At 28.0% G+C, this 23,220-nt stretch carries 18 protein-coding genes; 6 read left to right on the top strand and 12 right to left on the bottom strand.

Annotation, left to right across the window (positions count from 1 at the left end):
• Nucleotides 1-103 precede the first annotated feature (103 nt).
• Both mdh and C4S76_RS10220 read left to right on the top strand, forming a co-directional pair.
• Nucleotides 104-1,042 (top strand): malate dehydrogenase, encoded by a 939-nt coding sequence (gene mdh / locus C4S76_RS10225; protein WP_105194367.1) that lies wholly within the window; start codon nucleotides 104-106, stop codon nucleotides 1,040-1,042.
• Nucleotides 1,043-1,341: 299 nt separating this feature from the next.
• Nucleotides 1,342-2,622, top strand: coding sequence for a UDP-N-acetylmuramoyl-tripeptide--D-alanyl-D-alanine ligase (locus C4S76_RS10220; RefSeq protein WP_105194366.1), 1,281 nt, complete (start codon nucleotides 1,342-1,344; stop codon nucleotides 2,620-2,622).
• Between the two features lie 238 nt (nucleotides 2,623-2,860).
• Here the strand turns inward: C4S76_RS10220 and C4S76_RS12055 are convergent, their stop codons facing one another.
• The 7 genes from C4S76_RS12055 to porG form a co-directional block, all read right to left on the bottom strand.
• Nucleotides 2,861-3,601 (bottom strand): VOC family protein, encoded by a 741-nt coding sequence (locus C4S76_RS12055; protein WP_245915828.1) that lies wholly within the window; start codon nucleotides 3,599-3,601, stop codon nucleotides 2,861-2,863.
• Between the two features lie 437 nt (nucleotides 3,602-4,038).
• Nucleotides 4,039-4,791 carry a helix-turn-helix domain-containing protein gene (locus C4S76_RS10210; protein WP_105194365.1) on the bottom strand — a complete coding sequence of 251 codons (753 nt, stop codon included), beginning with the start codon at nucleotides 4,789-4,791 and terminating at the stop codon, nucleotides 4,039-4,041.
• A gap of 306 nt (nucleotides 4,792-5,097) precedes the next feature.
• Nucleotides 5,098-5,622: an OmpH family outer membrane protein gene (locus C4S76_RS10205; RefSeq protein WP_105194364.1), complete on the bottom strand. Its 525-nt coding sequence runs from the start codon at nucleotides 5,620-5,622 to the stop codon at nucleotides 5,098-5,100.
• 39 nt (nucleotides 5,623-5,661) lie between these two features.
• Entirely contained in the window at nucleotides 5,662-6,813 is a 1,152-nt protein-coding gene (locus C4S76_RS10200; RefSeq protein ID WP_105194363.1) for an OmpH family outer membrane protein, read from the bottom strand.
• 92 nt (nucleotides 6,814-6,905) lie between these two features.
• Entirely contained in the window at nucleotides 6,906-9,491 is a 2,586-nt protein-coding gene (gene bamA, locus C4S76_RS10195) for an outer membrane protein assembly factor BamA (protein WP_105194362.1), read from the bottom strand.
• Nucleotides 9,492-9,505: 14 nt separating this feature from the next.
• A complete protein-coding gene (locus C4S76_RS10190; protein ID WP_105194509.1) occupies nucleotides 9,506-10,246 on the bottom strand; it encodes an isoprenyl transferase in 741 nt (246 codons plus the stop codon).
• A gap of 11 nt (nucleotides 10,247-10,257) precedes the next feature.
• A complete protein-coding gene (porG, locus tag C4S76_RS10185; protein WP_146105733.1) occupies nucleotides 10,258-11,106 on the bottom strand; it encodes a type IX secretion system protein PorG in 849 nt (282 codons plus the stop codon).
• A gap of 256 nt (nucleotides 11,107-11,362) precedes the next feature.
• Here porG and C4S76_RS10180 point away from each other — a divergent pair, with 256 nt between their 5' ends.
• The gene (locus C4S76_RS10180; RefSeq protein ID WP_105194360.1) at nucleotides 11,363-12,340 is read left to right on the top strand and encodes a polyprenyl synthetase family protein; all 978 of its coding nucleotides are present in this window, start codon (nucleotides 11,363-11,365) and stop codon (nucleotides 12,338-12,340) included.
• 107 nt (nucleotides 12,341-12,447) lie between these two features.
• Here the strand turns inward: C4S76_RS10180 and C4S76_RS10175 are convergent, their stop codons facing one another.
• From C4S76_RS10175 to C4S76_RS10160, 4 genes are all read right to left on the bottom strand, one after another.
• On the bottom strand, nucleotides 12,448-14,649 hold the full coding sequence (locus C4S76_RS10175; RefSeq protein WP_105194359.1) for an FUSC family protein: 2,202 nt from the start codon (nucleotides 14,647-14,649) through the stop codon (nucleotides 12,448-12,450).
• A gap of 43 nt (nucleotides 14,650-14,692) precedes the next feature.
• A complete protein-coding gene (locus C4S76_RS10170) occupies nucleotides 14,693-15,088 on the bottom strand; it encodes a DUF1634 domain-containing protein (RefSeq protein WP_105194358.1) in 396 nt (131 codons plus the stop codon).
• A 12-nt stretch (nucleotides 15,089-15,100) separates the two neighbouring features.
• Entirely contained in the window at nucleotides 15,101-15,973 is an 873-nt protein-coding gene (locus C4S76_RS10165) for a sulfite exporter TauE/SafE family protein (protein WP_105194357.1), read from the bottom strand.
• A 93-nt stretch (nucleotides 15,974-16,066) separates the two neighbouring features.
• Nucleotides 16,067-17,974, bottom strand: a complete 1,908-nt coding sequence (locus C4S76_RS10160; protein ID WP_105194356.1) for an ABC-F family ATP-binding cassette domain-containing protein — start codon at nucleotides 17,972-17,974, stop codon at nucleotides 16,067-16,069.
• Nucleotides 17,975-18,084: 110 nt separating this feature from the next.
• On the opposite strand from C4S76_RS10160, the gene C4S76_RS10155 reads away from it, so the two are divergent.
• A complete protein-coding gene (locus C4S76_RS10155) occupies nucleotides 18,085-18,636 on the top strand; it encodes a hypothetical protein (protein ID WP_105194355.1) in 552 nt (183 codons plus the stop codon).
• A gap of 64 nt (nucleotides 18,637-18,700) precedes the next feature.
• On the opposite strand, the gene C4S76_RS10150 is transcribed toward C4S76_RS10155, so the two are convergent.
• Nucleotides 18,701-19,510 carry an enoyl-ACP reductase FabI gene (locus C4S76_RS10150; protein ID WP_105194354.1) on the bottom strand — a complete coding sequence of 270 codons (810 nt, stop codon included), beginning with the start codon at nucleotides 19,508-19,510 and terminating at the stop codon, nucleotides 18,701-18,703.
• A 480-nt stretch (nucleotides 19,511-19,990) separates the two neighbouring features.
• On the opposite strand from C4S76_RS10150, the gene ligA reads away from it, so the two are divergent.
• Complete coding sequence (gene ligA, locus C4S76_RS10145; protein ID WP_105194353.1) at nucleotides 19,991-21,988, top strand: NAD-dependent DNA ligase LigA; 1,998 nt, start codon at nucleotides 19,991-19,993, stop codon at nucleotides 21,986-21,988.
• A 198-nt stretch (nucleotides 21,989-22,186) separates the two neighbouring features.
• A complete protein-coding gene (locus C4S76_RS10140; RefSeq protein ID WP_105194352.1) occupies nucleotides 22,187-23,038 on the top strand; it encodes a helix-turn-helix domain-containing protein in 852 nt (283 codons plus the stop codon).
• Nucleotides 23,039-23,220: the final 182 nt, after the last annotated feature.

The following is a 23,220-nucleotide window of genomic DNA, read 5'->3' as shown; positions in this document are numbered from 1 at the left end:
TAAATTGAAAGTTTTAAAATTACTATCTAAAAGATGACAAACGACATTTTTTATTAGTTAAGAAAAATCTACTTTTGAATAAAATTTATAAAAATAAGAAAATATGAAAGTAACTGTAGTAGGTGCAGGAGCTGTTGGGGCTACTTGTGCTGATAACATTGCAAGAAAAGAAATTGTTGACGAATTAGTTATCGTTGATATTAAAGAGGGTTTTGCAGAAGGGAAGGCTTTAGATATAACTCAGACCACATCTCTTTTAGGTTTTGATACTACTGTAACCGGAAGTACTAATGATTATTCTAAAACAGCAGGAACAAATGTAGCTGTTATTACTTCAGGAATTCCAAGAAAACCCGGAATGTCTCGTGAAGATTTAATTGGAACTAATGCAGGAATTGTTAAAGAAGTCGCTTCTAATATTTTAAAATATTCTCCAGATGCTATTTTAGTTATTATTTCCAACCCAATGGATACTATGACTTATTTAGCTCTTAAATCTTTAGGATTACCTAAAAACCGAGTTATTGGAATGGGAGGAGCATTAGATTCTTCACGTTTTAAAACTTATCTTTCTTTAGCCAGCGGTGCTTCACAAAATGATATTCAGGCAACTGTTATAGGGGGGCATGGAGATACAACTATGATTCCTTTAACCCGATTTGCATCTTGCCAGGGGGTTCCTTTTTCTAAATTATTACCTGCAGATCAATTACAAAAAGTTGCTTCTGATACTATGGTAGGTGGAGCAACTTTAACTAAATTATTAGGAACTTCAGCTTGGTATGCTCCTGGAGCTGCTGGTGCTGCAGTGGTAGAATCTATTATAAGAGATGAGAAAAAAATAATACCTTGTTCTGTATTCCTTGAAGGAGAGTATGGAGAATCTGATATCTGTATCGGTGTTCCAGTAGTTTTAGGTAAAAATGGAGTTGAAAAAATTGTAGAATTAGAACTTAACGATGAGGAAAAATCTAAGTTTAAAGCTTCTGCTGATGCTGTAAGAAACATGAATAATGTATTACATGATATGAAAGTTTTATAGGAAATTCTTCAATATATATCAAATTAAAAACAGCTTATTTATTCGTAAGCTGTTTTTTATTTAAAATATATCAGAATTTAATAACAGTTTTAAGAGTTCTTCTTTTATTTCAGATGGACTTTAAATTAATTATATTATTAGTTTTTTCCATTTAAATATAGCATAAAATTCAGAATATAACTTAATTTAAATGTTAATTATCTAAAATAGAATAGCAATTTTTAATTCTATATTTTAATAAAAACTATTAAAAACACCTATATTTGTTTGTTTTAAAGCATATATATTTATATAGAAATATGACAATTGAAGAATTATACTCTGTTTATTTACAATCTTCCGGAGTAATCACAGATACACGAAAAATAATAAAAGGAAATTTGTTTTTTGCCTTGAAAGGGGAGAATTTTAATGGGAATTTGTTTGCTTTACAGGCAATTCAAAATGGAGCTTTGGCTGCTGTGGTGGATGAGGAAGATTATTCTGATCCTGAAAAAGGGATTTTTTATTTTGAAAACAGTTTATTTACTTTACAAAATTTAGCCAGATATCATAGAAAACAATTGAATATACCTGTGATAGGACTTACAGGGAGCAATGGGAAAACTACCTCTAAAGAACTTATATCATCTGTCTTAAAAGAAAAATTTAAAGTTTTATATACACAAGGTAATCTTAATAATCATATAGGAGTTCCTTTAACAGTTCTTTCTATTAAACCGGAACATGAGATTGCTATTATAGAAATGGGAGCTAATCATCAGAAAGAAATAGAGTTATTGGTAGGGATTTCTCAACCTACTATAGGTTATATAACTAACTTTGGTAAAGCTCATTTAGAAGGATTTGGAGGTGAAGAAGGTGTAATAAAAGGAAAATCCGAATTATATACTTTTCTTAAAAAATTTAATAAAATAGCTTTAGTTAATTCGGATGATTATAAACAAATGGAACTTACCGAGAATATTGAAAGAATTACTTTTGGCTCTAAAGGATATTATAAGTTTTCTTTAGCCGGAAGTTACAATCATGGTATAAGTGTTGAATATGAAAAAACAATTATAAATTCTCAACTTACAGGAGAGTATAATTTTACGAATATTTGTGCGGCAATTTCTTTAGGTTTATTTTACGATCTTTCTATAAGTCAGATAAAATGTGGGATAGAGAGTTATAAACCTGAAAATCAAAGATCACAAATAGTAGAGAAGAATGGGATTACTCTTTTATTAGATACTTATAATGCAAATCCTAGTAGTATGGAAGTTTCATTAAAGAATTTTTCATCTTTTATAGGAAGTAAAACAATTATTATAGGAGATATGTTTGAGTTAGGGAGAGAATCAGCTACAGAACATCAGAAAATAGCAGATTTGGCAGAAAGTTTAGGGTTTGAATTTATTTATTTAGTAGGTGAAAATTTTTATAAGACCAATGACAATAGTTCTAATATAAAAAAATTTCGTTCTACAGAGGAAATAAAAAATTATGTAAAAACACATAAAATATCCACTCAAAATATATTATTAAAAGGATCAAGAGGTATGACTCTGGAAAAACTTATAGATTATATTATTTAAAAATATAATTATTTGCATTTATATATAAAAGATTGGGTTAAAAATACTAATGAAGCCGTTAATAATATTCTAGTTAATAAATACAAAATATTGAAAATTGTATAAGTAAAAAGTTATAGTATTGAAATTAATTTTTAAATACACATATATTTTTTCAGACATTAAAATTTATGATGTCTGAAAAAATATATGTGTTATATATAATTTTAAAAAGTAGATTATAATAATGTTAATGTATTTATGAAGTATAATCAGTTAATCCGATTATATTATTTGAAGGGTCTATAAATTCAACAGCCCATCCTGTTTTAATTTTAAAAGGTTCTGTCAAAAAAGTTACGTCTTTATTTTTCAATTCTTTGTACATTGCATTGACATTCTCTACCTCTATCCATAATGAGGGTTTTGCATTGGAAAATTTTTGTTTATCTTTCAATATTATTGCAGGTTCTTCATCTCCAACTGAAAATGCTATCATTCCTTTTTCCTTAAATTCAAATTTTATTTTCAAACCTAAAGTTTCAGCGTAAAATTTCTTACTTTTTTCATAATCATCAACCGGAAAAAAGAAATTATCATAATTGATCTTTTTTTTAGTATTTTCTGCTATTGTTAAAATAAACCCATTATTATCTCGAATAGCAAATTCTTCAATACCATACGAAGTTGTGTTCATTTCTTTTACTAAATATTCGGTCTTACAAATTTTATTGTATAATGCATTCTTATTATCCATTTTAATGTAAAAACTTATTGCAGACTGTAATGGTTTTCCATTCAATTCTGGGTATTCTTCTACCAGATTATTGTAATCTTGGAACATTAGACTAATATTTCTGTAAGTAACCATTGCCCAAATAACCTTATTTTCATCAGATACACTCATAACTTTTTTGAAACCTAATACGTGCGTATAGAAAATTACTGTTTCATTTACACTTTTAACCCCTATGTTAGGAGATAATGATTGATATTCCATAAATTTATTGTTTAATTATTATATTATTTTAGTATGTTTATTGTAATCAGAGATTAGTTCTGATAGCTTATTCGTATAAGTTTATTCTAATTGGCTATGCTATTTTAAAAAATTAGCCAACCAAAGTCGTCTGATTATCTATTTATATTTTTTTAGTATTGACTATTGAAAACAATACATATTATTTTAATCTAAATCATTAGTCTATTGCTTTTTTAATTTATATTTTGGAATTTATAAAATATGCACATTCCGTTAATAAAGAAAGTTATAAGGTATCGAACACTATAGAATATAGTATAATAATATATAAACTATCGTATGTATGGTACAATGTAACTGATAAATCTTTTACTTTTATAAACATATCTGATTTTCAGCTAAATTAAAATAAAGTGAAGGTTAAACTTGTGTAAGAAAACGACAAATATTTATTTTTATAAATGTAAGGGAGTATTTCCTGTAAAAGTTTTAAAATCTTTAATCAGATGTGAATGATCATAATATCCACAATCAACTGCTATAGAAAATAAACTTTCAGTAGGATTTTTTTTTATATAAGATAGAGTATGTTTGAATTTTATAATTTTACTAAAGGTTTTAGGAGATATACCTACCGCTGTTTTAAATTTTCTTTCAAAATTTCGTAGAGAAAGACAACTTCTATTCGCAATATCAATAAGTGGGAGCCTACCATTTGTTTTTTTTATAAGTTCAGTTGCAAAAACAATTTGATTGTTAAGCTCAAATATAGAAATCAATCTTTGATTCAAATATAGATCAATATGTTTTATTTTAGCTATAGAAGTTTCTAATTCAGGCAATTTAGCATAAAATTTTTCTTCAAATAAAGTGTCAATTAAAGTTAAATCTGTCTTGCTATCTGTAAAATAATTTATTGGAATTTTTGTAAATGCTGTAATCCCAGCAGGTTTAAAACGGATGCCTAGCATAGATATATTTTGATAATAAGAAATTTCTGAGAAAGTTGTCATGGTTCCTATTAAATTAGGCAAATATGGAACTAATGCTCCATTATTGGGAATTTGGTTAAATGAAAAAATAATATCTACACATCCATCAGGAAATATTTTATCAATTTCTTTTGTCTTTGCATAACCTTCCGCTATCCAATAAGTTTCAATATAAGGTAATAAGGATATAGAAGGTTTATATTCTTTAAAAATCATTTATTATTTTTTATAAGTAAATATATATAAAATATTAGATGTTATATGTCTATTTTTGAAATAGTATTTTTATATAAAGGGAAATTTTTTTAATATAAAATTATTTATAATAAGTTTATGAGATAATTATTATGACTATAAATATATAATCTGAGTCCTTGAATATTAATTTAAATGTTTAATGTAAAGTCAGGAATAAACAAATAGAAGTTATTTGTATTCTTTTTATTATATAAAAAAAGGAATAATAGATAAAAAAACCATCTATAAAATAGATGGTTTTTAATATTTAAAAAAAGGAATATTCTATTTAAGTCCTAATTTAGTTTTAACATCATTTAAAATATTTGGTCCTTCCGCATATAAAAGTGTAGGTTGTGCAGTATCGAATATATAAATATATCCTTTTTCCTTAGCTACAGCATTAATGGCTTCTTGTGCTTTTTTTGTAATTGGAGCATACAAGTTATCTTGTTTTTGTTCTAATTCTTTAGCAGCAGTTTCTCTTAAAGCAGCTAAACTTTGCTGATCTTTTTGAAAATCTTCTTCGTATTTTTGAAGTTGGCTTTTCATTTTTTCTAAATCTGCTTGAGATTTAGATTGTAAATCTTTTTGGATTTTTTCATATTTAGCAGTAAAGTCTTCTTCTTGTTTTTTTATTTCTGATTTTTTCTGATCTGCTAAAGTTTTTAATTGGTCATCTGCAGCTTTTTTTTCCGGCATTAAACTTAATAATTCTAAAGAGTTTATATGAGCTATATTTTGTGCTTTTACAAACTGTAATACACCAATAAATGTAGTCAATAGTACTGCTAATGTAATTTTCTTCATTTTATTTCAATTTTTTAATATTACTTATTATTTTCAGTTTTATTTTTTAGGAGTATATTTACTTCCATAACCGCTTTTCGGTTTAGAAGATTCTGTTGGTTGAATTTCCGAATCAATTGCTTCAGAATTTTTAATGTCTTCTTTTACTTCCGGTTTTTCGGTTTTCTTTTTAGGAGTATATTTACTTCCATAACCGGTTTTCGGTTTAGAAGGTTCTGTTGGTTGAATTTCCGAATCAATTGCTTCAGAATTTTTAATGTCTTCTTTTACTTCCGGTTTTTCAGATTTCTTTTTAGGAGTATATTTACTTCCATAACCGGTTTTCGGTTTAGAAGATTCTGTTGGTTGGTCTTCCGAATCAGTTGCTTCAGAATTTTTATTTTCTTCTTTTACTTCCGGTTTTTCGGTTTTCTTTTTAGGCGTATATTTACTTCCATAACCGGTTTTCGGTTTAGAAGGTTCTGTTGGTTGGATTTCCGAATCAGTTGCTTCAGAATTTTTATTTTCTTCTTTTACTTCCGGTTTTTTGGTTTTCTTTTTAGGCGTATATTTACTTCCGTAACCGGTTTTAGGATTATTGTCTATTGACTCTTCCTCAATTTTATCATTATAATTATTAGAATTATTTACTTCTGAATTTTTAGAGGCTGTTTTTTCTTTTTTATCTTTATCTTTATTTTTATCATTTATTCCTAACTGTTTGAGTACTTTATCTGTAATATCATATTTAGAATCAGTAAATATCATAATTAGATCCGATGATTTATCAAATACAATATTATATTTATCTTTAGCTGCTATTGTATTTATTGCATTCCAAATTTGATCTTGTAAGGGTTTAGCTAAATTGTAGCGTAAAGTTACAGATTCACCATTTGAGCCAAATTTTTTATCAATAAATTCATTCAATAGCTTTTCAGTACTATCTATTGTAGCTAAACGATTTTTTTGTTGATCTTCAGTTAATAGAATTTTTTCGTTTTCAAATGAAATTTTAAGTTTTTCAATTTGAGATTGTTGGTTAACAATATGATCTTGCCACTTTTTAACTTCATTATTTAAACGTTGCTCTGAATTCTGAAATTGAGGTATTTGTTTTAGGATATATTGTGTATCTACATATGCCATTTTTTGTGCACACCCTAACCCAAAAATCAATATTAATATATAACTTATTAATAATTTTTTCATTTCGATTGTTTTAGTTTTACTCCAAAATCTTGCCAAATTTTAAAGTCTTTATGAATTTACAACATAATTTTCATTTTGTCATTCATTTCATTTTAGAATTGTTGTCCAAATATAAAATGAGTTTCCCATCCATTAGGATTTGAAGAATTAATTGTATTATCAAACCCTTTTGCAAAATCGAATCCTAACATTCCGAACTGAGGCATAAATATTCTTATTCCAAAACCAGCAGATCTTTTTAATTGAAACGGATCAAATGATTTATTATTATTCCATGTATTTCCTCCTTCTACAAATGTTAATGCATAAATTTTGGTTGCTCCACCCATTAATACAGGATATCTAAGTTCCATCATAAATCTAGCATAAGATGTTCCTCCGCCTAATGGAGTAATATCTTCTCCACTACGACCTCCAAACGAAGTAGCGTCTTTATATCCTCTTAAAGGTATAATTTCTCTACCATCAAATCTATTTCCATATAATCCGGTACCCCCTAAATAAAAACGTTCAAATGGAGGAATTCCTATATTTGAATTATAGTCATTTAAAAATCCAAATTCACCCCCTGCTTTTAGTACAAATTTACCAACTAACTCTTGGTACCAGTAAGCTTTCATTTTGATTTTATAGTATTCTAACCATTTATATTTTTCATTATCGGTTTTTTTTCTGTAATCATCATTGTTGAAAGCTGAATATGGAGGTGTGAATTTTAATGATACTTCAAATTCTGATCCCATAGTTGGAAATATAGGATCTAATCCGGCAGAATATCTTCCTAAGGTTACATAAAAACTAAAGTTATTACTTTCTCCATTATTCCATTCGGTATATCCAGATTCTGAATTTTGATTTGCTATGTTAAATGGATAATTTTTAAAAGAATAAAGTTGATAATTAATACCATAAGATAAGCGGAAATAATTATCAGGCCAGTTTAAACGTGTTGTTAAACCCACCTGTGCTCCGTAAATGTATAATCTGTTTTTTCCTACTGCATAATAATCATTATAATTCAAGAAAGTTCCATAAATAGAGGCAGTCAAAGAAGTAGGTTTTTTCCCGGTAATCCATGGTTCTGTAAATGATATACTATAGTTTTGATAATTGCTTCCTGCCTGTGCTCGTAAAGAAACACTTTGTCCATCTCCCATAGGAATAGGTTTCCATGCTTTCTTTTTAAAGAAATCATTAAATGAAAAATTACCAAATGTTAACCCTATAGTTCCTATAAATCTATTTCCACCATATCCTCCTTGTAATTCTACTTGACTATTAGAGCCTTTTTCTTCTAGTTTATAGTTTACATCTACGGTTTTTGTTTCTGCGTTAGGAGTAATATCTGGTCTAAGCGCTTGGGCTTCAAAATATCCCATTTGTGCTAATTCCATCATAGTCCTTTGAATATCCTCCTTTGAAAATAATTGACCCGGATATGTTCTTAATGATCTTTGTATTACGTGATCGTGTGTACGTGTATTTCCTGAAAAAGTTACTTTATCCCAATAAGCTTGTTCTCCTTCTTTTATTTTAACTTCAACATCTATAGTGTCGTTTCTTACAGCTTTTTCAATGGGAATAACACTAGAGAAGACGTATCCGTTATTATAATATAAAGTTGCTATATCATCATTTTTTTCTGATCCGGATATTTTTTTATTTAAACCTACGGCATCATAAGGTTCCCCTTTTTTATATCCGATAATTTTAGAAAGTATCTCACTTGAGTATACAGAGTTTCCAGAAAAAGTAATATTCCCTAGATAATATCGCTTTCCTTCTGAAACATTTACTGATATATTAAAATTATTTTTATCGGTTCTTATTACTGTATCTGAAACAATTTTTGCATCTCTAAATCCATAAGATTGAAAGGTTTCTACTACTTTAGTTAAGTCCTCCTGATATTTTTCAGGGATATATTTAGATTTTTTCCAAAATCTGTAAACTCTTTTTTGCTTAGTATTTTTAAAAGAACGGGCTCTTACTTTTGACGCGTTTAATTCTTTTGTTCCTGAAATTTTAATAGATCTTACTTTAACTCTAGGTCCCTTATCTATTGTTATATTCCAATTAACTAAAGTAGAATCTACCGGGTTAATTTGTTCTTTTATGATAGCATGTGCATCTGGAAAACCTTTATTAGCATATTGAGTTCTTATGTTATTCTGCAATTTGGTTCTTAAATCATCTGTAATTTTACTTTTAGATTTCAATCCGTTTTCTTTGATAAGCTTTTCACCTTTAGATTTGCTTACACCGACAAACTTTACTGTTCCAAGATCCGGTAATGCTTTTAAATTAATTCTTAGGTAAACGTTTTTACCTTCTATTTTCGTTAAATAGATTTCTACATCTGAAAATAATTTAGAATCCCATAATTTTTTTACAGCTGTGTTTATCTGCATACTAGGGATTTCTATTGGATCTCCTTCATATAGACCGGTATAACGCATAATCTGATTTTTAGAATATTTATCGGTTCCGGTAATTTTTATTTCTTTTAGTATGAATGAAGTATCATTAATATCGTTGGATGATTGGTTTGAATCTTCGTTTTTATTGGACAAAAAATTTTCAGCCAAAGAATCTTGAACTGCTTGGTTATTATCTGTAAACTGTGAATATAAGAATACTTGTGTAAAAATTGCAATTAGCGTTAATAATTTCTTCATAAATGTTTACAATACTATTTAATTTTTAACTGTTCACTTGTTTTTCCAAATCTTCTTTCTCTGGATTGATAAAACTTAATTGCATTTAAAAATTCTTCTTTATTAAAATCAGGCCATAAAATATCCGTAAAATATAATTCAGCATAAGCGATTTGCCAAAGTAAAAAATTACTGATTCTTCTTTCACCACTTGTTCTTATTAAAAGATCAACATCTGGAATATTTTGGGTATATAAATAATTACTAAACAAATTAGTATCTATTTGATTAATTTGTATTTGATTATTAATAACTTCAGATATAATTTTTTTAGTAGCAGCTAATATTTCTTCTTTAGAACTATAACTCAAGGCTAATATTAAGGTTCCTTTTTTATTATCTTTTGTATTTTCAATTAGTTTGTTAAGTTCTGTTAATACATTTTTTGGTAATTTTTCTGTATTACCTATTACTTTCACTCTAACACCATTTTCATTAAGTTTTTTAGTCTCCTTTTTTATAGTGTTAATTAACAGGTTCATTAGTACATTAACTTCTAAAGCCGGCCTCTTCCAATTTTCAGAAGAAAAAGTATAAAGTGTAAGATAAGGTATGTTATAATCATTACAAAATTCTATCGCTTCTCTTACTGCCTTAATTGCACTTTGGTGACCAAAGGTACGATTCATTCCTCTTTTTTTTGCCCATCTTCCATTGCCATCCATAATAATAGCTACATGTTTCGGCATTTTTTCTAATGTATTATCTTCAGACATCGAAATTAAATTTAATAACAATAACAAGGAGGCCTTCCAAAAGTATAGGTAAGATTTAACCCCCAAATTAAGTACCAATCATTACTTTTATAAGTGTTTCCTGTTTGATGTTTTCCAATAATTTCAGCATTTCTTTTGTTTATTTCATCGGTATAAAGTGCGTCTAATAAATAACTACTTGTATTTATTGTAAATTTATCTGTTTTTATAGCACTATAATCCAAGTTATCTTGGAAAGTATATCTTGCTCCTACTTCAAATGAAAGAAGCCAATTATAATTGAATTTAAGTTTAAAACCAACTCCAAAAGGTATACTGAAATCTACTTTATTACTTTCACTATAGCTAGATTTTGTGTCAAAATCTTTAGGAGAGGAGGGATATTTAAGAGAGCCGTCAGGGTTTTTATATAAATCATGAGTAATAGTATATTTACGGTCATTATAACCATATGCAGCAATTCCCCCAAAAATATAAGGCGATCCCCCAAGCCTTTTTATATCGTTAATATCAAAGAAATAATATTCAAATAAAGCAGAACCTTCTATTATTTTATTATCATCTTTTATATCTCTGTCATATCTGTAATCTTCACTGGCCTTATAATCATCAAAATAAACTTTATTATAAATTAAATTAAATCTTAAACTTTGACGGTTATTAAGATTTAAACGATAAAGAAGCCCTACTGAAATAGGTATTCTATGTAAATCCATAGGGAAAATTTCTATATAATTGGTTTTACCAATGTCTCCAATTATATTAGCTCTACCTAAAGATAATCCGAATTCATGTCTTTGTGCAATGACAGTTACTGAGGAACTTATTATTATGATAATTAATAATAAAAATTTTTTCATACTTAGTTTCATTATTTTTACAATAATTACTTAACGCAAAATTTAATATTTTGTTGCAATCTTATAAGTATTTTGTCAGATTTTAAGAGGACAAATATAGTAATTCTTTTTGTGTATGCATCTTTTATTTTATATTTAACGTATTTTTATGAGTGGAATTTTTAGGTAAATCGAAATATAGATAATATTAAGCAACAAATTTAATTTTGCTTTTGAAATTTACTTTTTATGAAAAAAGTATTACTTTTGAACTCTAATGTCTAAAGTAACAGAACGCATTAAAGCTCCAATTTCTGATGAAATGAAGCTCTTCGAAAAAAGATTCTATGAATCTATGAAGAGTAAAGTTCCTTTATTAGATAGAATTACTCAATTTATTGTAAGACGTAAAGGAAAGCAAATGCGGCCTATGTTTATTTTTCTAACGGCTAAATTAACCGGGAAAATAACGGATAAAACTTACCGTGCTGCTTCATTAATAGAATTAATTCATACAGCTACTTTGGTACATGACGATGTGGTAGATGAAAGTTACATGAGACGGGGTTTTTTTTCCATTAATGCATTATGGAAAAATAAGATAGCTGTTTTAGTGGGAGATTATTTACTTTCAAAAAGCGTTTTACTTGCTACAGATAATCAGGATCTTGATCTTCTCAGCATAATTTCACGAGTAATAAGGGAAATGGCGGAAGGCGAATTATTACAATTGGAAAAAAGTCGAAAATTAGATATTACTGAAAAAGTATATTATGAAATTATTCGCCAAAAAACTGCAGTTCTTATTTCTGCCTGTTGTGAATCTGGAGCTCGTTCTGCCTATGCTTCAGATGAAATAGCTAATAAACTTAGACTTTTTGGAGAATATGCAGGAATTGCATTTCAAATTAAAGATGATCTTTTTGATTATACTAGTACAAATATTATAGGTAAGCCTGTTGGAATTGATATACAGGAAAGAAAAATGACCCTTCCTTTGATTTATATTTTAAATACTACAGATCCTGAACATAAAAAATGGCTGATAAATTCTATAAAAAATTATAATAAAAATAAAAAAAGAGTAGCAGAAGTTATTGATTTTGTAAAGAAAAACGGAGGTTTGGATTATGCTATTAGTATAATGAATGAATACAAGCAGAAAGCATTAGATATTTTGCTGTCTTTTCCTAAAAACGAAAATAGAGATTCTTTAGAGCTTATGCTTACTTACGTTATAGAGAGGGAAAACTAAATTGTGCATTTTTATTTTTTTTTAAATAATGGCCTCTTCAAAATATATTTTAAATACAATTTTTTATGATTGGTTTTTCGTTCTAATAGAAAATTACTTGATTAGAATTATGAAATATATTTGTTAGAAATTTTCCATTCTTCAAATTCTTGTAACTTTATAATGTAGTTATAAATCTGTAAAATTAGCGAATGAATTTCTTTCAGTTGATAGGAAAATAAGGATTCATTATAATTTGAAAAATCATTTTCTTTTAAAGATAAATCTGTTATAATAACATTTGAATTTTGACTTATAACAGCTATACAGTTATAAAGAATGTCTTCAATATTTTTAATTATTATTTTATCATCTCCACTAACATCTATAACTTGAGAAGAATAAGTTCTTAAAGAAGAAATTCGGGTAGATAATAAATTTATTAGTGTAATAAGATTGTAAATATCAGACTTATAATTTTTAGACAATTTAGGTTCAGAAATAACTCTTTGAAAAGCACTGGATAAATTAGAAGTACCTAGTAAAACGTCTTTTCTGGAAAGTTTTATTTCTGTATCAGAAAATTTATGTTCGTTCAGTAAATTATTAGAGATTTTTTGGAAATACTTCAAATTATATTTTAGCAGTTTTCCTATTAACATAGGAAGAACTTTAAATTCCCAAGTAGGAAGAAAGGAAAAGCTGATTATAAAAGCAATTATGATAGCTATAGTGGTTCCTCCGATTCGATGATAAATATTAGTCCAGTTATTTCCATTGTGATGGTCCAAAAAAAGTAATAGAATAACAAAAATTGTTACAAAAGCTACCCCAACTTTATAATTAATGGGGATAAAGCTATAAGCACCAATAATACTTATGGTAATAACCAAGGTTATAATGTACGGATTTTGAGTAATAAGCAGAACTAATAAAGTAATAATTCCTCCCGTTAAGGTTCCTTTTAATCTGTCTATAGCAAAATTTTTAGTATTCCCATACACTGGTTTTAAAATAAGTATGATTGTAAGGAATACCCAGCAAAAATAATTAATTTGGAGTAGAGCACAAGCTATATAAGCTAAAAGTATAGAAAAGCTCATTCTCAAAGCATATTTAAATATATTAGATCTTAAATTAAGATTAGCTTTAAAAGAAGAAAAACTATAATTATATTTTTGAGTAAACTTTTTTAAATCTAAATCTTCATAGGCACTTTTATCCTTTTCAAATTCACCATTTACTAAAGATTTAATAATCTTTACTTGTCTATAAAAGGTTTTAAATATTAACCTTATATGTTTTAAAACATGTAAATCAATTCCACTGGGAATATTGGTATTTTCAAAATATATAATTTGATTTTTTAAATTAGATAATATTGAAGAATCAATAAGAACAGTTACTTTTTTATGTAAATTTATTGACCAACTAATACCATTAAGTATATCTTGCATATTATCCAGTTGGCTGCAAAAATCAGTTTTCAGATTACTATTTTCAAGGGAAGAAATAAGTTTAGGGTCATGAAGATTTAATGAAATCAGGTGTTCATATAAATCTATTAAAGCACTAAAAATAAGAGCCATCCTTCTGCCTTTAGCAGAAAAGCTTTTAGCATTTATTCGTAATTTAAATAAATTTTCTCTGATATCTTCCTGACTACTGTGAATTTTTTCTTGTTTATCAAAAAGCCTGCTCTGTATATCTTCAAATTTATTTTTTTTGGGAGGATTAGGAGCTGCTTTTTCAAGATAATAACTTTTCATTAAGCCGGTATATTCACTTAAATATTTTATATTTTCACTAATCTTTTGCTCTGCTACACGGAAAGGCTGAATTCTCCACAATCCCAGTGATACAATTCCATAATAAATTACTCCGAGCATAAAGAACAGAGTATTTACACCTAGAGAAGGATTTTCAAAACCGCAGGCATAAACTAAACATAATAAAGCAGAGGTCCCGACACTCACTGCTCTGGAACCATATATAAAAAACATGGAGAAAAAGAAACCACAGAAAGTAGCCCATAAACCAAAAGCGATTGTATAAGGTAATAACAGCTGGCTAATAAAGACAACTAGAAAATAGAAAATGGCAGCAACAGATTGAGTATAAAATTTAATTTTTATAGTACCCGGATTATCACCAATACCTGCAACTAAAGCGCCTGATGAAGTTAATATACCTATACTCAATTGATTAAAAAACATACTAACCAAAATGGGGGTAACCATTGCAAAAGCGATTCTTAATCCGCGGCTAAAATAAAAACTGAATACAAAATATGTACTTTCAGAAAATATGTTTTGAAAACGTTTAGACATAGAAATTCAAAAATATATGAAGAAAGATAAATATAAAGATGGTTTAACTTTCAATTCCAAAAAATAAATTAGCTAGAATAATACTAAGTACAATACAAGTGATAATAACATACATATAGTCATGTTCAATAGCAAAAGCTAAAATGGAGAAAACGATTCTTAAAATAGGCGTGGCAATTAATACAGCTACTCCCAATTGAATGATGGCTAATCCATCAAATTGTAAAACCTTGGGAAAAATAGTGCTTAATTCTCTTAAATATTCTGGAGCTCCGGTAAAAGTTTTGAAGTTAGGAACCTCATGAGGATGTTGACTTACATAAATAATTCCCCCTAATATGGTAATTATAGATGATAAAATAACACCATATCTAAGTAGTTTTCCAATATATAGCTCTACATCTCTTTCAATCCAAAATCTTTTAGAAAATATACTCATATATTATAAAATTTATAATTTAGGAAATTTTACCGATGGAAACCAGTGTACTAAACTAGGTTCAAACCCACGATATATCATTTGTATAGCCAATATAATAATTACAAAACAAAATATTTTGCGTAATAAAGAAACATTAATTTTCATTAATATTTTTGAGCCCAAAAAAGCTCCTATTAATACCCCTACCACGATGGGCATGGCTAAAACAGGTTCAATTTGTCCTCTTTGAAAATAAATTACAGCACTAGCCGCTGCGGTAACACCTACCATAAAATTGGAAGTAGTGGTAGAAACTTTAAAAGGAATTTTCATTGCAGTATCCATAGCTAAAACTTTCATAGATCCGGATCCAATTCCTAAAATTCCTGATAAAATACCGGCAAATGTCATTAAAGAAAAACCTCCGGCTACATTTTTAACATTATAATTTTTTATACCTTCCCGAGTAGGGTAAGTACTGTTTAACTTTAGTAATGAAGCAGTCTTGCTAGGCTTTCCTAAATAAGGGGATTCATTTTTTTTTCGGATAGTCATAATGCCTGAAAAAATTAAAACGATACCAAAAATAATGTATACCGCAGAAGCAGGTAAAAATACGGCTAATAAAGCACCAATTACGGCTCCTAAAGTTGTAGCTATTTCCAAAAACATTCCTATCCTTACATTGGTCATTCCTTCTTTAATATAAGCAGCAGCTGCTCCGGATGAAGTAGCAATAGAGGTAACTAATGCGGTTCCAACAGCATATTTGATATCAACACCAAATCCCAAAGTTAATAATGGAATAATTACTACCCCTCCCCCTAAACCAGTTAGAGAACCTAACATTCCGGCAAAAATTGCACCCAAAAATAATATAAGGGTAAAGTATAATATTGTCAAAGTATAATTAGATTAATTTGTTAAAAAACAAATATATAAAAACCATTTAAATAAAATTATTGAATATAAATAAATATAATCTTGTATAAAAAATTATTCATTTAATTCATGGTATATTTCTTCCCATTTTTTATTCAGTTCTTCTAAGTCTTTCTTTAAAAACGAATAAGTGGCTAATTCTTCTTCTGTTGGATTTTTTTGGATAAATAGATCTTCGGTTTTTTTAATATCTTTTTCAATGTTTTCAATTTCAATTTCAACCTTTGATAATTTATTTTCCAATATTTTTAGTTCCTTAGTTTTATCTTTATCGGTTATATTTTTAGATTCTGAAACATTTATAGAGGCAACTTTTTTCACAGTAGATTTCTCTATGTCTACCTCTCGCATGTTTTCTTTTTTTCTATAATCTAAATATTCACTAATTCCGCCTAAAAATTCTTTAACCTCTCCGTTTCTGAATTCAAAAATCTTCTGAGCAAGTCCGTCTAAAAATTCTCGATCGTGAGAAACTAGCAATAAAGTTCCTTTAAAATTTTGAAGCGCTTGTTTTAAAATAGCTTTTGATTGTAAATCCAAATGATTGGTCGGCTCATCCATAATTAAAGTATTAAAAGGACGTAACAATAATTTACAAAGAGCTAAACGGTTTCTTTCACCCCCGGAAAGAACCGAGACCTTTTTTTGCACCTCATCGCCTTGAAATAAAAAAGAACCTAATAAATCTCTTACTCTAGGGCGGGATTCTTCAGTTGCCGAATCTTCTGCTTCTTCCAGAATCGTTTTATTAGGATTTAGAACTTCTGCCTGGTTTTGTGCAAAATAACCGATTTGTACATTATGACCTATTTCCAATTTACCATTATATGATAAAATACCATCCATAATTTTTGCCAAAGTAGTTTTTCCTTGTCCGTTCTGGCCTACAAAAGCAATCTTTTCTCCTCTTTCGACATAGAAGTTTGCATTTTGAAAAACAATATGTTTATCAAAAGATTTTCCCAGATTTTCTGCTTTAAATATAATTTTACCCGGAATTACACTGGGTTCAAATTTTATATGGAAACGGGTAACATCTTCATCTTCCACCTCTATTCGTTCCACCTTATTCAATTTTTTTATAAGTGATTGAGCAAAAGATGCTTTGGAAGCTTTGGCTCTGAACTTATTAATCAATTGTTCTGTACGTTTTATTTCCTGTTCTTGATTTTTTTGAGACTGAATAAGTTTTTCTTTTCTTTCTTGTCTTAATATAAGATACTTAGTATAATTGGCTTTATAATCCTGAATAGTGCGGTTAGATATTTCAATAGTTCTATTGGTAACGTTGGTTAAAAACTGTTTGTCGTGAGAAACTAATACGACAGCACCTTTATAGTTAATAAGAAACCCTTCCAGCCAAATAATAGATTCAATATCCAAGTGGTTAGTAGGCTCGTCAAGAAGCAGTACATCATTTTCCTCCAATAGTAATTTTGCCAGTTCAATTCTCATTCTCCATCCACCAGAAAAATCATCTGTAAGTTTAGTAAAATCAGATTCTTTAAATCCTAACCCTTTTAATATTTTTTCAATTTCACCATCTATATTGTATCCTCCTAAGTGAGAAAATCGTTCTGTAAGGTCTGTTAAGTCATGAATGAGTTTATGATATTCTTCAGATTCATAATCAGTACGAGTAGCCAATTCATGATTAATAGTATCAATTTTTTTATTGATTTTGTTCAATTCTTTAAAAGCCTGCATGGCTTCATCCCATACTGTACGACCTTTTTCAAAGTCCAAATCCTGTTTTAAAAATCCGATTCGTACTTCTCCTTCTTTCTCCACATTTCCTTCGGTAGAAGGTTGTTCTCCAGCCAAAATTTTTAATAAGGTAGATTTTCCGGCTCCATTTTTACCAGCCAGTCCAATCCGGTCATTTTTATTAATTCTAAAATTAACATTTTCAAATAAATAACTTCCGGCAAAATGTAACCCTAAGTTTTGAACTAATATCATTTTTATACTTGAATTTTTGGACAGGCAAAGGTACTATTTTAAACTTACATACATTATAATTGTCTGATGAAAAAAAATATTAACTTTGTTTTAGTTTAAATTTAAAACCTATGAAAAAAGTTATTTCTTTATTATTTATGTTCCTAATTATGGGATTAATTTTTACTAGTTGTAATGATGATGATGATTATTATTATTATCCTATAGATAATAATAATAATAATAATAATAATCCTTTACTTTATGAAGTAAATAATGTATCTTTCAATTACGATAGTTCTGCCAATATGTATTTATTTCAGTCTAAATTTAAATTTAAATTATATAAAGGGGTGAACGTATTAATTTATTTACTATCAGATTGGGATAATAATGAGCCTGTTTGGATGTTACTTCCTAATTCTGCATTATATACAGCTTCTGATAATAAGACATATAACATGTTTTTCAATTATAATTTTACTAATAAGGATTATCAAATTACAGCTTGGAGCGACCCTATGCCACAGTATTTGACTGGTATAACATTTAGAGTTGTTGCAATTCCTGGATTTTTCCCAAAATCGAAAAGTGCAACACCTCCTGTGGATTATAGGGATTATAATGCGGTTGTAAAATATTTTAATATAGATGAAAGTAAAGTAAAAGTAATAAAACCTTAATTCATGAAAATAAAAAGAGGCTTAGAAAAATAAAGCCTCTTTTTATTTTTTGTAAAAAGAAATATTATTTTTCATAACGTTTCATAACTCTTTCACTCACCCCTACATTGGAGAATCCACCATCATGGAAGAGATTTTGAAGTGTAACTTTTCTGGTTAAGTCAGAAAATAAAGTAACACAATAATTAGCACAATCATCAGCTGTAGCATTTCCTAAAGGGGAGATTTCCTCGGCAAATTCTATAAATCCACCAAATCCTTTTACACCGTTTCCTGCTGTAGTTGGAGTGGGGGATTGCGAAATGGTGTTAACCCTAACTTTATTCTTAATTCCCCATTCATAACCAAAACTTCGGGCAATACTTTCCAAATATGCTTTATTATCAGCCATGTCATTATATCCCGGGAAAATTCTTTGTGCAGCGATATAAGTAAGAGCTAATATACTTCCCCATTCATTCATCGCATCCTTATCCCAAGCGGTTTTCATTACTTTATGAAATGAAACAGCAGAAATATCCCAGCCTTTAGTCAGCCAATCGTAGTTAATATCTGTATAATCCTTTCCTTTTCGGACATTAATGGACATTCCTATAGAGTGCAAAATAAAATCCAGTTTTCCGAATTTAGCTAGGGCATGATCAAAAAGCTTTCCTAAATCCTCTATAGAAGTAGCATCTGCAGGAACTACATCTGAGTTTGTTTTTTCAGCCAAAGCATTCAATTCTCCCATTCGTAAAGCTACAGGAGCATTAGTTAACACAAATTCAGCTCCTTCTGCGTGTGCTTGCTCAGCAACTTTCCAAGCTATTGAATTAGAATCTAAAGCTCCAAAAATAATTCCTTTTTTCCCTTTTAATAATCCGTAAGACATATTGTTCTTTTAAAAAATTAATAAGACAAATTTAGAAATTATTTTTTTATATTAGAATGATGTGTATTTATATTGACTTGCTTAATATATATTTATAAAAAGTTAAATATTTTAGAAATTTAAATAAAAGTAAATTTTCGGAAAAATAACTTTCCTTATGTAGTTTTTGTTTAATATTACCTTTTTTGTAAAACCTAAAAATTATATAATTCTAAAATTGTAAAAAAAATCTAAAACTACCTAGTTGGGTACAAGTTTAAAAAATATGAATTTTTTCTTTGTTTTTATATAATGAATTATTATGGAAAGAAACTTTTTTATAATATTTTTATAGTTAAAATGAAATAAAAAAGCGCATATAACATAGTTTGTAAATACGTTTATAACTTATTTATTTACATTATGGTATATTTTGTAAATAATAAAATTTTTTTTCAAGAGCTCTTTTATTAATTTTGAATTTAAATACAGTTCAAAATTATGAATGATATACAATCAAGAATAAAGGTTTTACGTCAAGATATAAATAATCTGAATTATAAATATTATGTGCTAGATCAATCCGAAGTTTCAGATTATGAATTTGATAAAATGATGGAAGAACTGAAACAACTGGAAAAAGATTATCCACAATATGATGATCCGGACTCTCCTACCCATAGGGTTGGAGGACAGATTACAAAAAAATTTCCGACAATTGTTCATGAAAAAAGAATGTATTCATTAGATAACAGTTATTCTTTTGAAGATATAAAAGAATGGTCGAGAAGAGTAACGAAAGCAATTGATGAAAATGTGGAATATGTTTGTGAACTTAAATATGACGGTCTATCTATTAGTATATTATATGAAAATGGACAATTAAAACAGGCAGTAACACGTGGGGATGGAATTCAAGGAGATGAAGTTACAGCTAATGTAAGAACCATTCGATCAGTTCCTTTGAATTTATCAGGAAAATATCCTTCCAAATTTTATATACGTGGGGAAATTATTATGCCTAAAAAGTCTTTAGATAAATTAAATTCCGAAAGAGTAAAAGAAGGATTAGAACCTTATGCAAATCCAAGAAATACGGCCAGCGGAAGTTTGAAATTACAAGATAGTGGAGAAGTAGCCAAAAGAGGGTTGGATTGTTATTTATATTATGTACTTACTGATGATAGGGAATTTTCTACACAGTGGGATTCTTTACAACATGCTAAAGATATGGGCTTTAAAGTAGGAAATTATGCAAAATTATGTAATAATTTAGAAGAAGTAAATAAGTTTATAAATTATTGGGATACAGAAAGATATAATTTGCCTTTTGAGATTGATGGTGTCGTTATTAAAGTTAATTCAATCTCAGAACAAGATGAACTGGGTTATACAGCAAAATCTCCCAGATGGGCAATTGCTTATAAATTCAAAGCAGAAAAAGTAGAAACTCAGTTACTAAGTGTAGATTATCAGGTAGGAAGAACCGGGGCAGTTACTCCTGTAGCAAATCTTAAGCCCATACTATTAGCGGGTACAACGGTGAAAAGAGCATCTTTGCATAATGAAGATTTTATTGCAAATTTAGATTTACGTATTAATGATAAGGTTTTGGTGGAAAAAGGAGGCGAAATAATTCCGAAAATAATAGATGTTAATTATGATAAAAGAGAACCAGGAACAATAAAATTAGAGTTTATAAAAAATTGTCCTGCATGTGGTACCACATTAGTTCGCAAAAAAGATGAAGCTGCTCATTTTTGCCCAAATGAGAAAAGTTGTCCGCCACAGGTTATAGGAAGATTAGAACATTTTGTTTCTAGAAGAGCCATGGATATTAACAGTATAGGAGCAGAAACTGCTTTTATGTTGTATAAAGCCAATTTAGTTAATACTATATCCGATTTTTATATATTGCAAAAAGAGCAATTGTTGGTGCTGGATAGAATGGCTGATAAATCGGCTCAAAATATTATTGAAGGGATAGAAAATTCTAAACAAATTCCTTTTGAAAGAGTTTTATTTGCTTTAGGTATAAGGCATGTAGGTGAAACCATGGCTAAGAAATTGGCTAAAAAATTCAAAAATATTGATAATTTACAAAAAGCTTGTTTAGAAGAATTAATAGCTACAGAAGATATTGGAGAAAAAATAGCCCTGAGCATTCAAGAATATTTTTTAAAAAAAGAACATCTAGAAATTATTAAAAATCTTAAAAAAGCAGGACTAAAGTTTGAATTTGAAGAAACTCATATTCAACTCTCTAATGTATTAGATGGTAAAACCTTTCTATTTACTGGAAAACTGTCAGTTTTTACCCGCGAACAAGCAGAAGAAATGGTGGAGCAGCATGGAGGTAAAAATATATCATCGGTTAGTAAGAATCTTAACTATTTGGTTGTAGGAGAAAAAGCAGGTTCAAAAATGAAAAAAGCTCAGCAGTTAGGGAGCGTAATTATTCTGAATGAACAAGAGTTTTTAAATTTATTGAATGAATAATATTTAAATTATAGTAAAAATCATTAAGTTTTTCTCTTTGTTTATATAAATAATTATATAATTTATGATTTTAATCATAATATTGGAGATGTTAAATAGAAAAAATATTTCTAATTTTTTACAATAAATAAATTTGTAAAAAAGACTTGAATTAACAAATAAATGATAGTTTTTTAATCAAAAGTCTTATAAACTATTATGCAATTACTTTACATTAATGAACACCTTTCATGTTTAAATTATGAAGGAGGGAGTAGTCCTACTATTGAAATTAAAAATATTTTAAAAAGAAAACTATGGAAAACAGAAGCCCAAGTTGCAAAAATTATATTTATTACAAAAGGAGCTATAAAAATTTCTTTTGGTGATATAGAGGAAGAAATCCAACAGGGTAAAATAATATTAATACCTCCGGCAACTAAATTAAAAATTCTTGCAAAAGAAGATACATGTATTACTATATTCAGATTAAGAGTACAGATACGTTTATGTGACAGGTATTCCTTAGAACAACTTTTGCGAGATGAAAATATTAATACTGTAAAGAAACAGAATTTTTTAGATATAAACCCGATAATGTCTGGTTATATAAATATGCTGAATACTTGTATTATAGACCAACTTAGATGTATTTATTTTTTTGAAATTAAAATAAAAGAATTATTTTTTCTTTTGAGAGCGTATTACAGCAAAAGAAAATTGCTGTGTTTTTTTTATCCTTTGTTAAGTAAAGATACCCGATTTTCGGATCTTATTTTGCGTAATTATAATAAAATAAAAACAGTTAAAGAATTAGCAGATTTAACACATTATAGTATTTCAGGATTTGAAAAACGTTTTAAACGGGTATTTGGAATTTCACCATTTAAATGGTTAAAACAACAAAAAGCAAAAAATATTTATCATGAAATTAATTGCAGTGGGAAAACTTTTAAAGAAATAAGTCTTGAATATGATTTTAATTCTCCTGCACATTTAAATAATTTTTGTAAAATAAATTTTGGAGATACTCCCGGAAATATTCGCAAATTAAATAATATTTCCACCTAAAAGGCAGAAATTTAGAAAATTTGGGTGATTATATATAATCTAAAGAACATATATTAAACATAATTTTGTAAAAATAATTTATTACTAAAAAACTTAAGAAAATAAAATGTTAATGATTTTTCTAAAATTTTGTAACACACACACTAATGCAATTTTATTGTATGAAAAATTATCATCATTTT

The sequence above is a fragment of the Apibacter adventoris genome (assembly GCF_002964965.1).
GTDB lineage: Bacteria > Bacteroidota > Bacteroidia > Flavobacteriales > Weeksellaceae > Apibacter > Apibacter adventoris.
The sequence above is the reverse complement of the archived record's forward strand: the minus strand, read 5'-3'. Positions and strand labels throughout refer to the sequence as shown.

Excerpts from the sequence above, each read along its gene's own strand:
- C4S76_RS12055 (WP_245915828.1), bottom strand. The coding sequence starts at position 3,601 with ATGGAATATCAATCATTATCTCCTAACATAGGGGTTAAAAGTGTAAAT.
- C4S76_RS10170 (WP_105194358.1), bottom strand. The coding sequence starts at position 15,088 with ATGAGTATATTTTCTAAAAGATTTTGGATTGAAAGAGATGTAGAGCTA.
- C4S76_RS10175 (WP_105194359.1), bottom strand. The coding sequence starts at position 14,649 with ATGTCTAAACGTTTTCAAAACATATTTTCTGAAAGTACATATTTTGTA.
- C4S76_RS10205 (WP_105194364.1), bottom strand. The coding sequence starts at position 5,622 with ATGAAGAAAATTACATTAGCAGTACTATTGACTACATTTATTGGTGTA.
- C4S76_RS10210 (WP_105194365.1), bottom strand. The coding sequence starts at position 4,791 with ATGATTTTTAAAGAATATAAACCTTCTATATCCTTATTACCTTATATT.
- C4S76_RS10150 (WP_105194354.1), bottom strand. The coding sequence starts at position 19,510 with ATGTCTTACGGATTATTAAAAGGGAAAAAAGGAATTATTTTTGGAGCT.
- C4S76_RS10200 (WP_105194363.1), bottom strand. The coding sequence starts at position 6,813 with ATGAAAAAATTATTAATAAGTTATATATTAATATTGATTTTTGGGTTA.
- C4S76_RS10160 (WP_105194356.1), bottom strand. The coding sequence starts at position 17,974 with ATGATATTAGTTCAAAACTTAGGGTTACATTTTGCCGGAAGTTATTTA.
- C4S76_RS10220 (WP_105194366.1), top strand. The coding sequence starts at position 1,342 with ATGACAATTGAAGAATTATACTCTGTTTATTTACAATCTTCCGGAGTA.
- C4S76_RS10140 (WP_105194352.1), top strand. The coding sequence starts at position 22,187 with ATGCAATTACTTTACATTAATGAACACCTTTCATGTTTAAATTATGAA.
- C4S76_RS10190 (WP_105194509.1), bottom strand. The coding sequence starts at position 10,246 with ATGTCTGAAGATAATACATTAGAAAAAATGCCGAAACATGTAGCTATT.
- C4S76_RS10155 (WP_105194355.1), top strand. The coding sequence starts at position 18,085 with ATGAAAAAAGTTATTTCTTTATTATTTATGTTCCTAATTATGGGATTA.
- ligA (WP_105194353.1), top strand. The coding sequence starts at position 19,991 with ATGAATGATATACAATCAAGAATAAAGGTTTTACGTCAAGATATAAAT.
- bamA (WP_105194362.1), bottom strand. The coding sequence starts at position 9,491 with ATGAAGAAATTATTAACGCTAATTGCAATTTTTACACAAGTATTCTTA.
- porG (WP_146105733.1), bottom strand. The coding sequence starts at position 11,106 with ATGAAAAAATTTTTATTATTAATTATCATAATAATAAGTTCCTCAGTA.
- mdh (WP_105194367.1), top strand. The coding sequence starts at position 104 with ATGAAAGTAACTGTAGTAGGTGCAGGAGCTGTTGGGGCTACTTGTGCT.
- C4S76_RS10180 (WP_105194360.1), top strand. The coding sequence starts at position 11,363 with ATGTCTAAAGTAACAGAACGCATTAAAGCTCCAATTTCTGATGAAATG.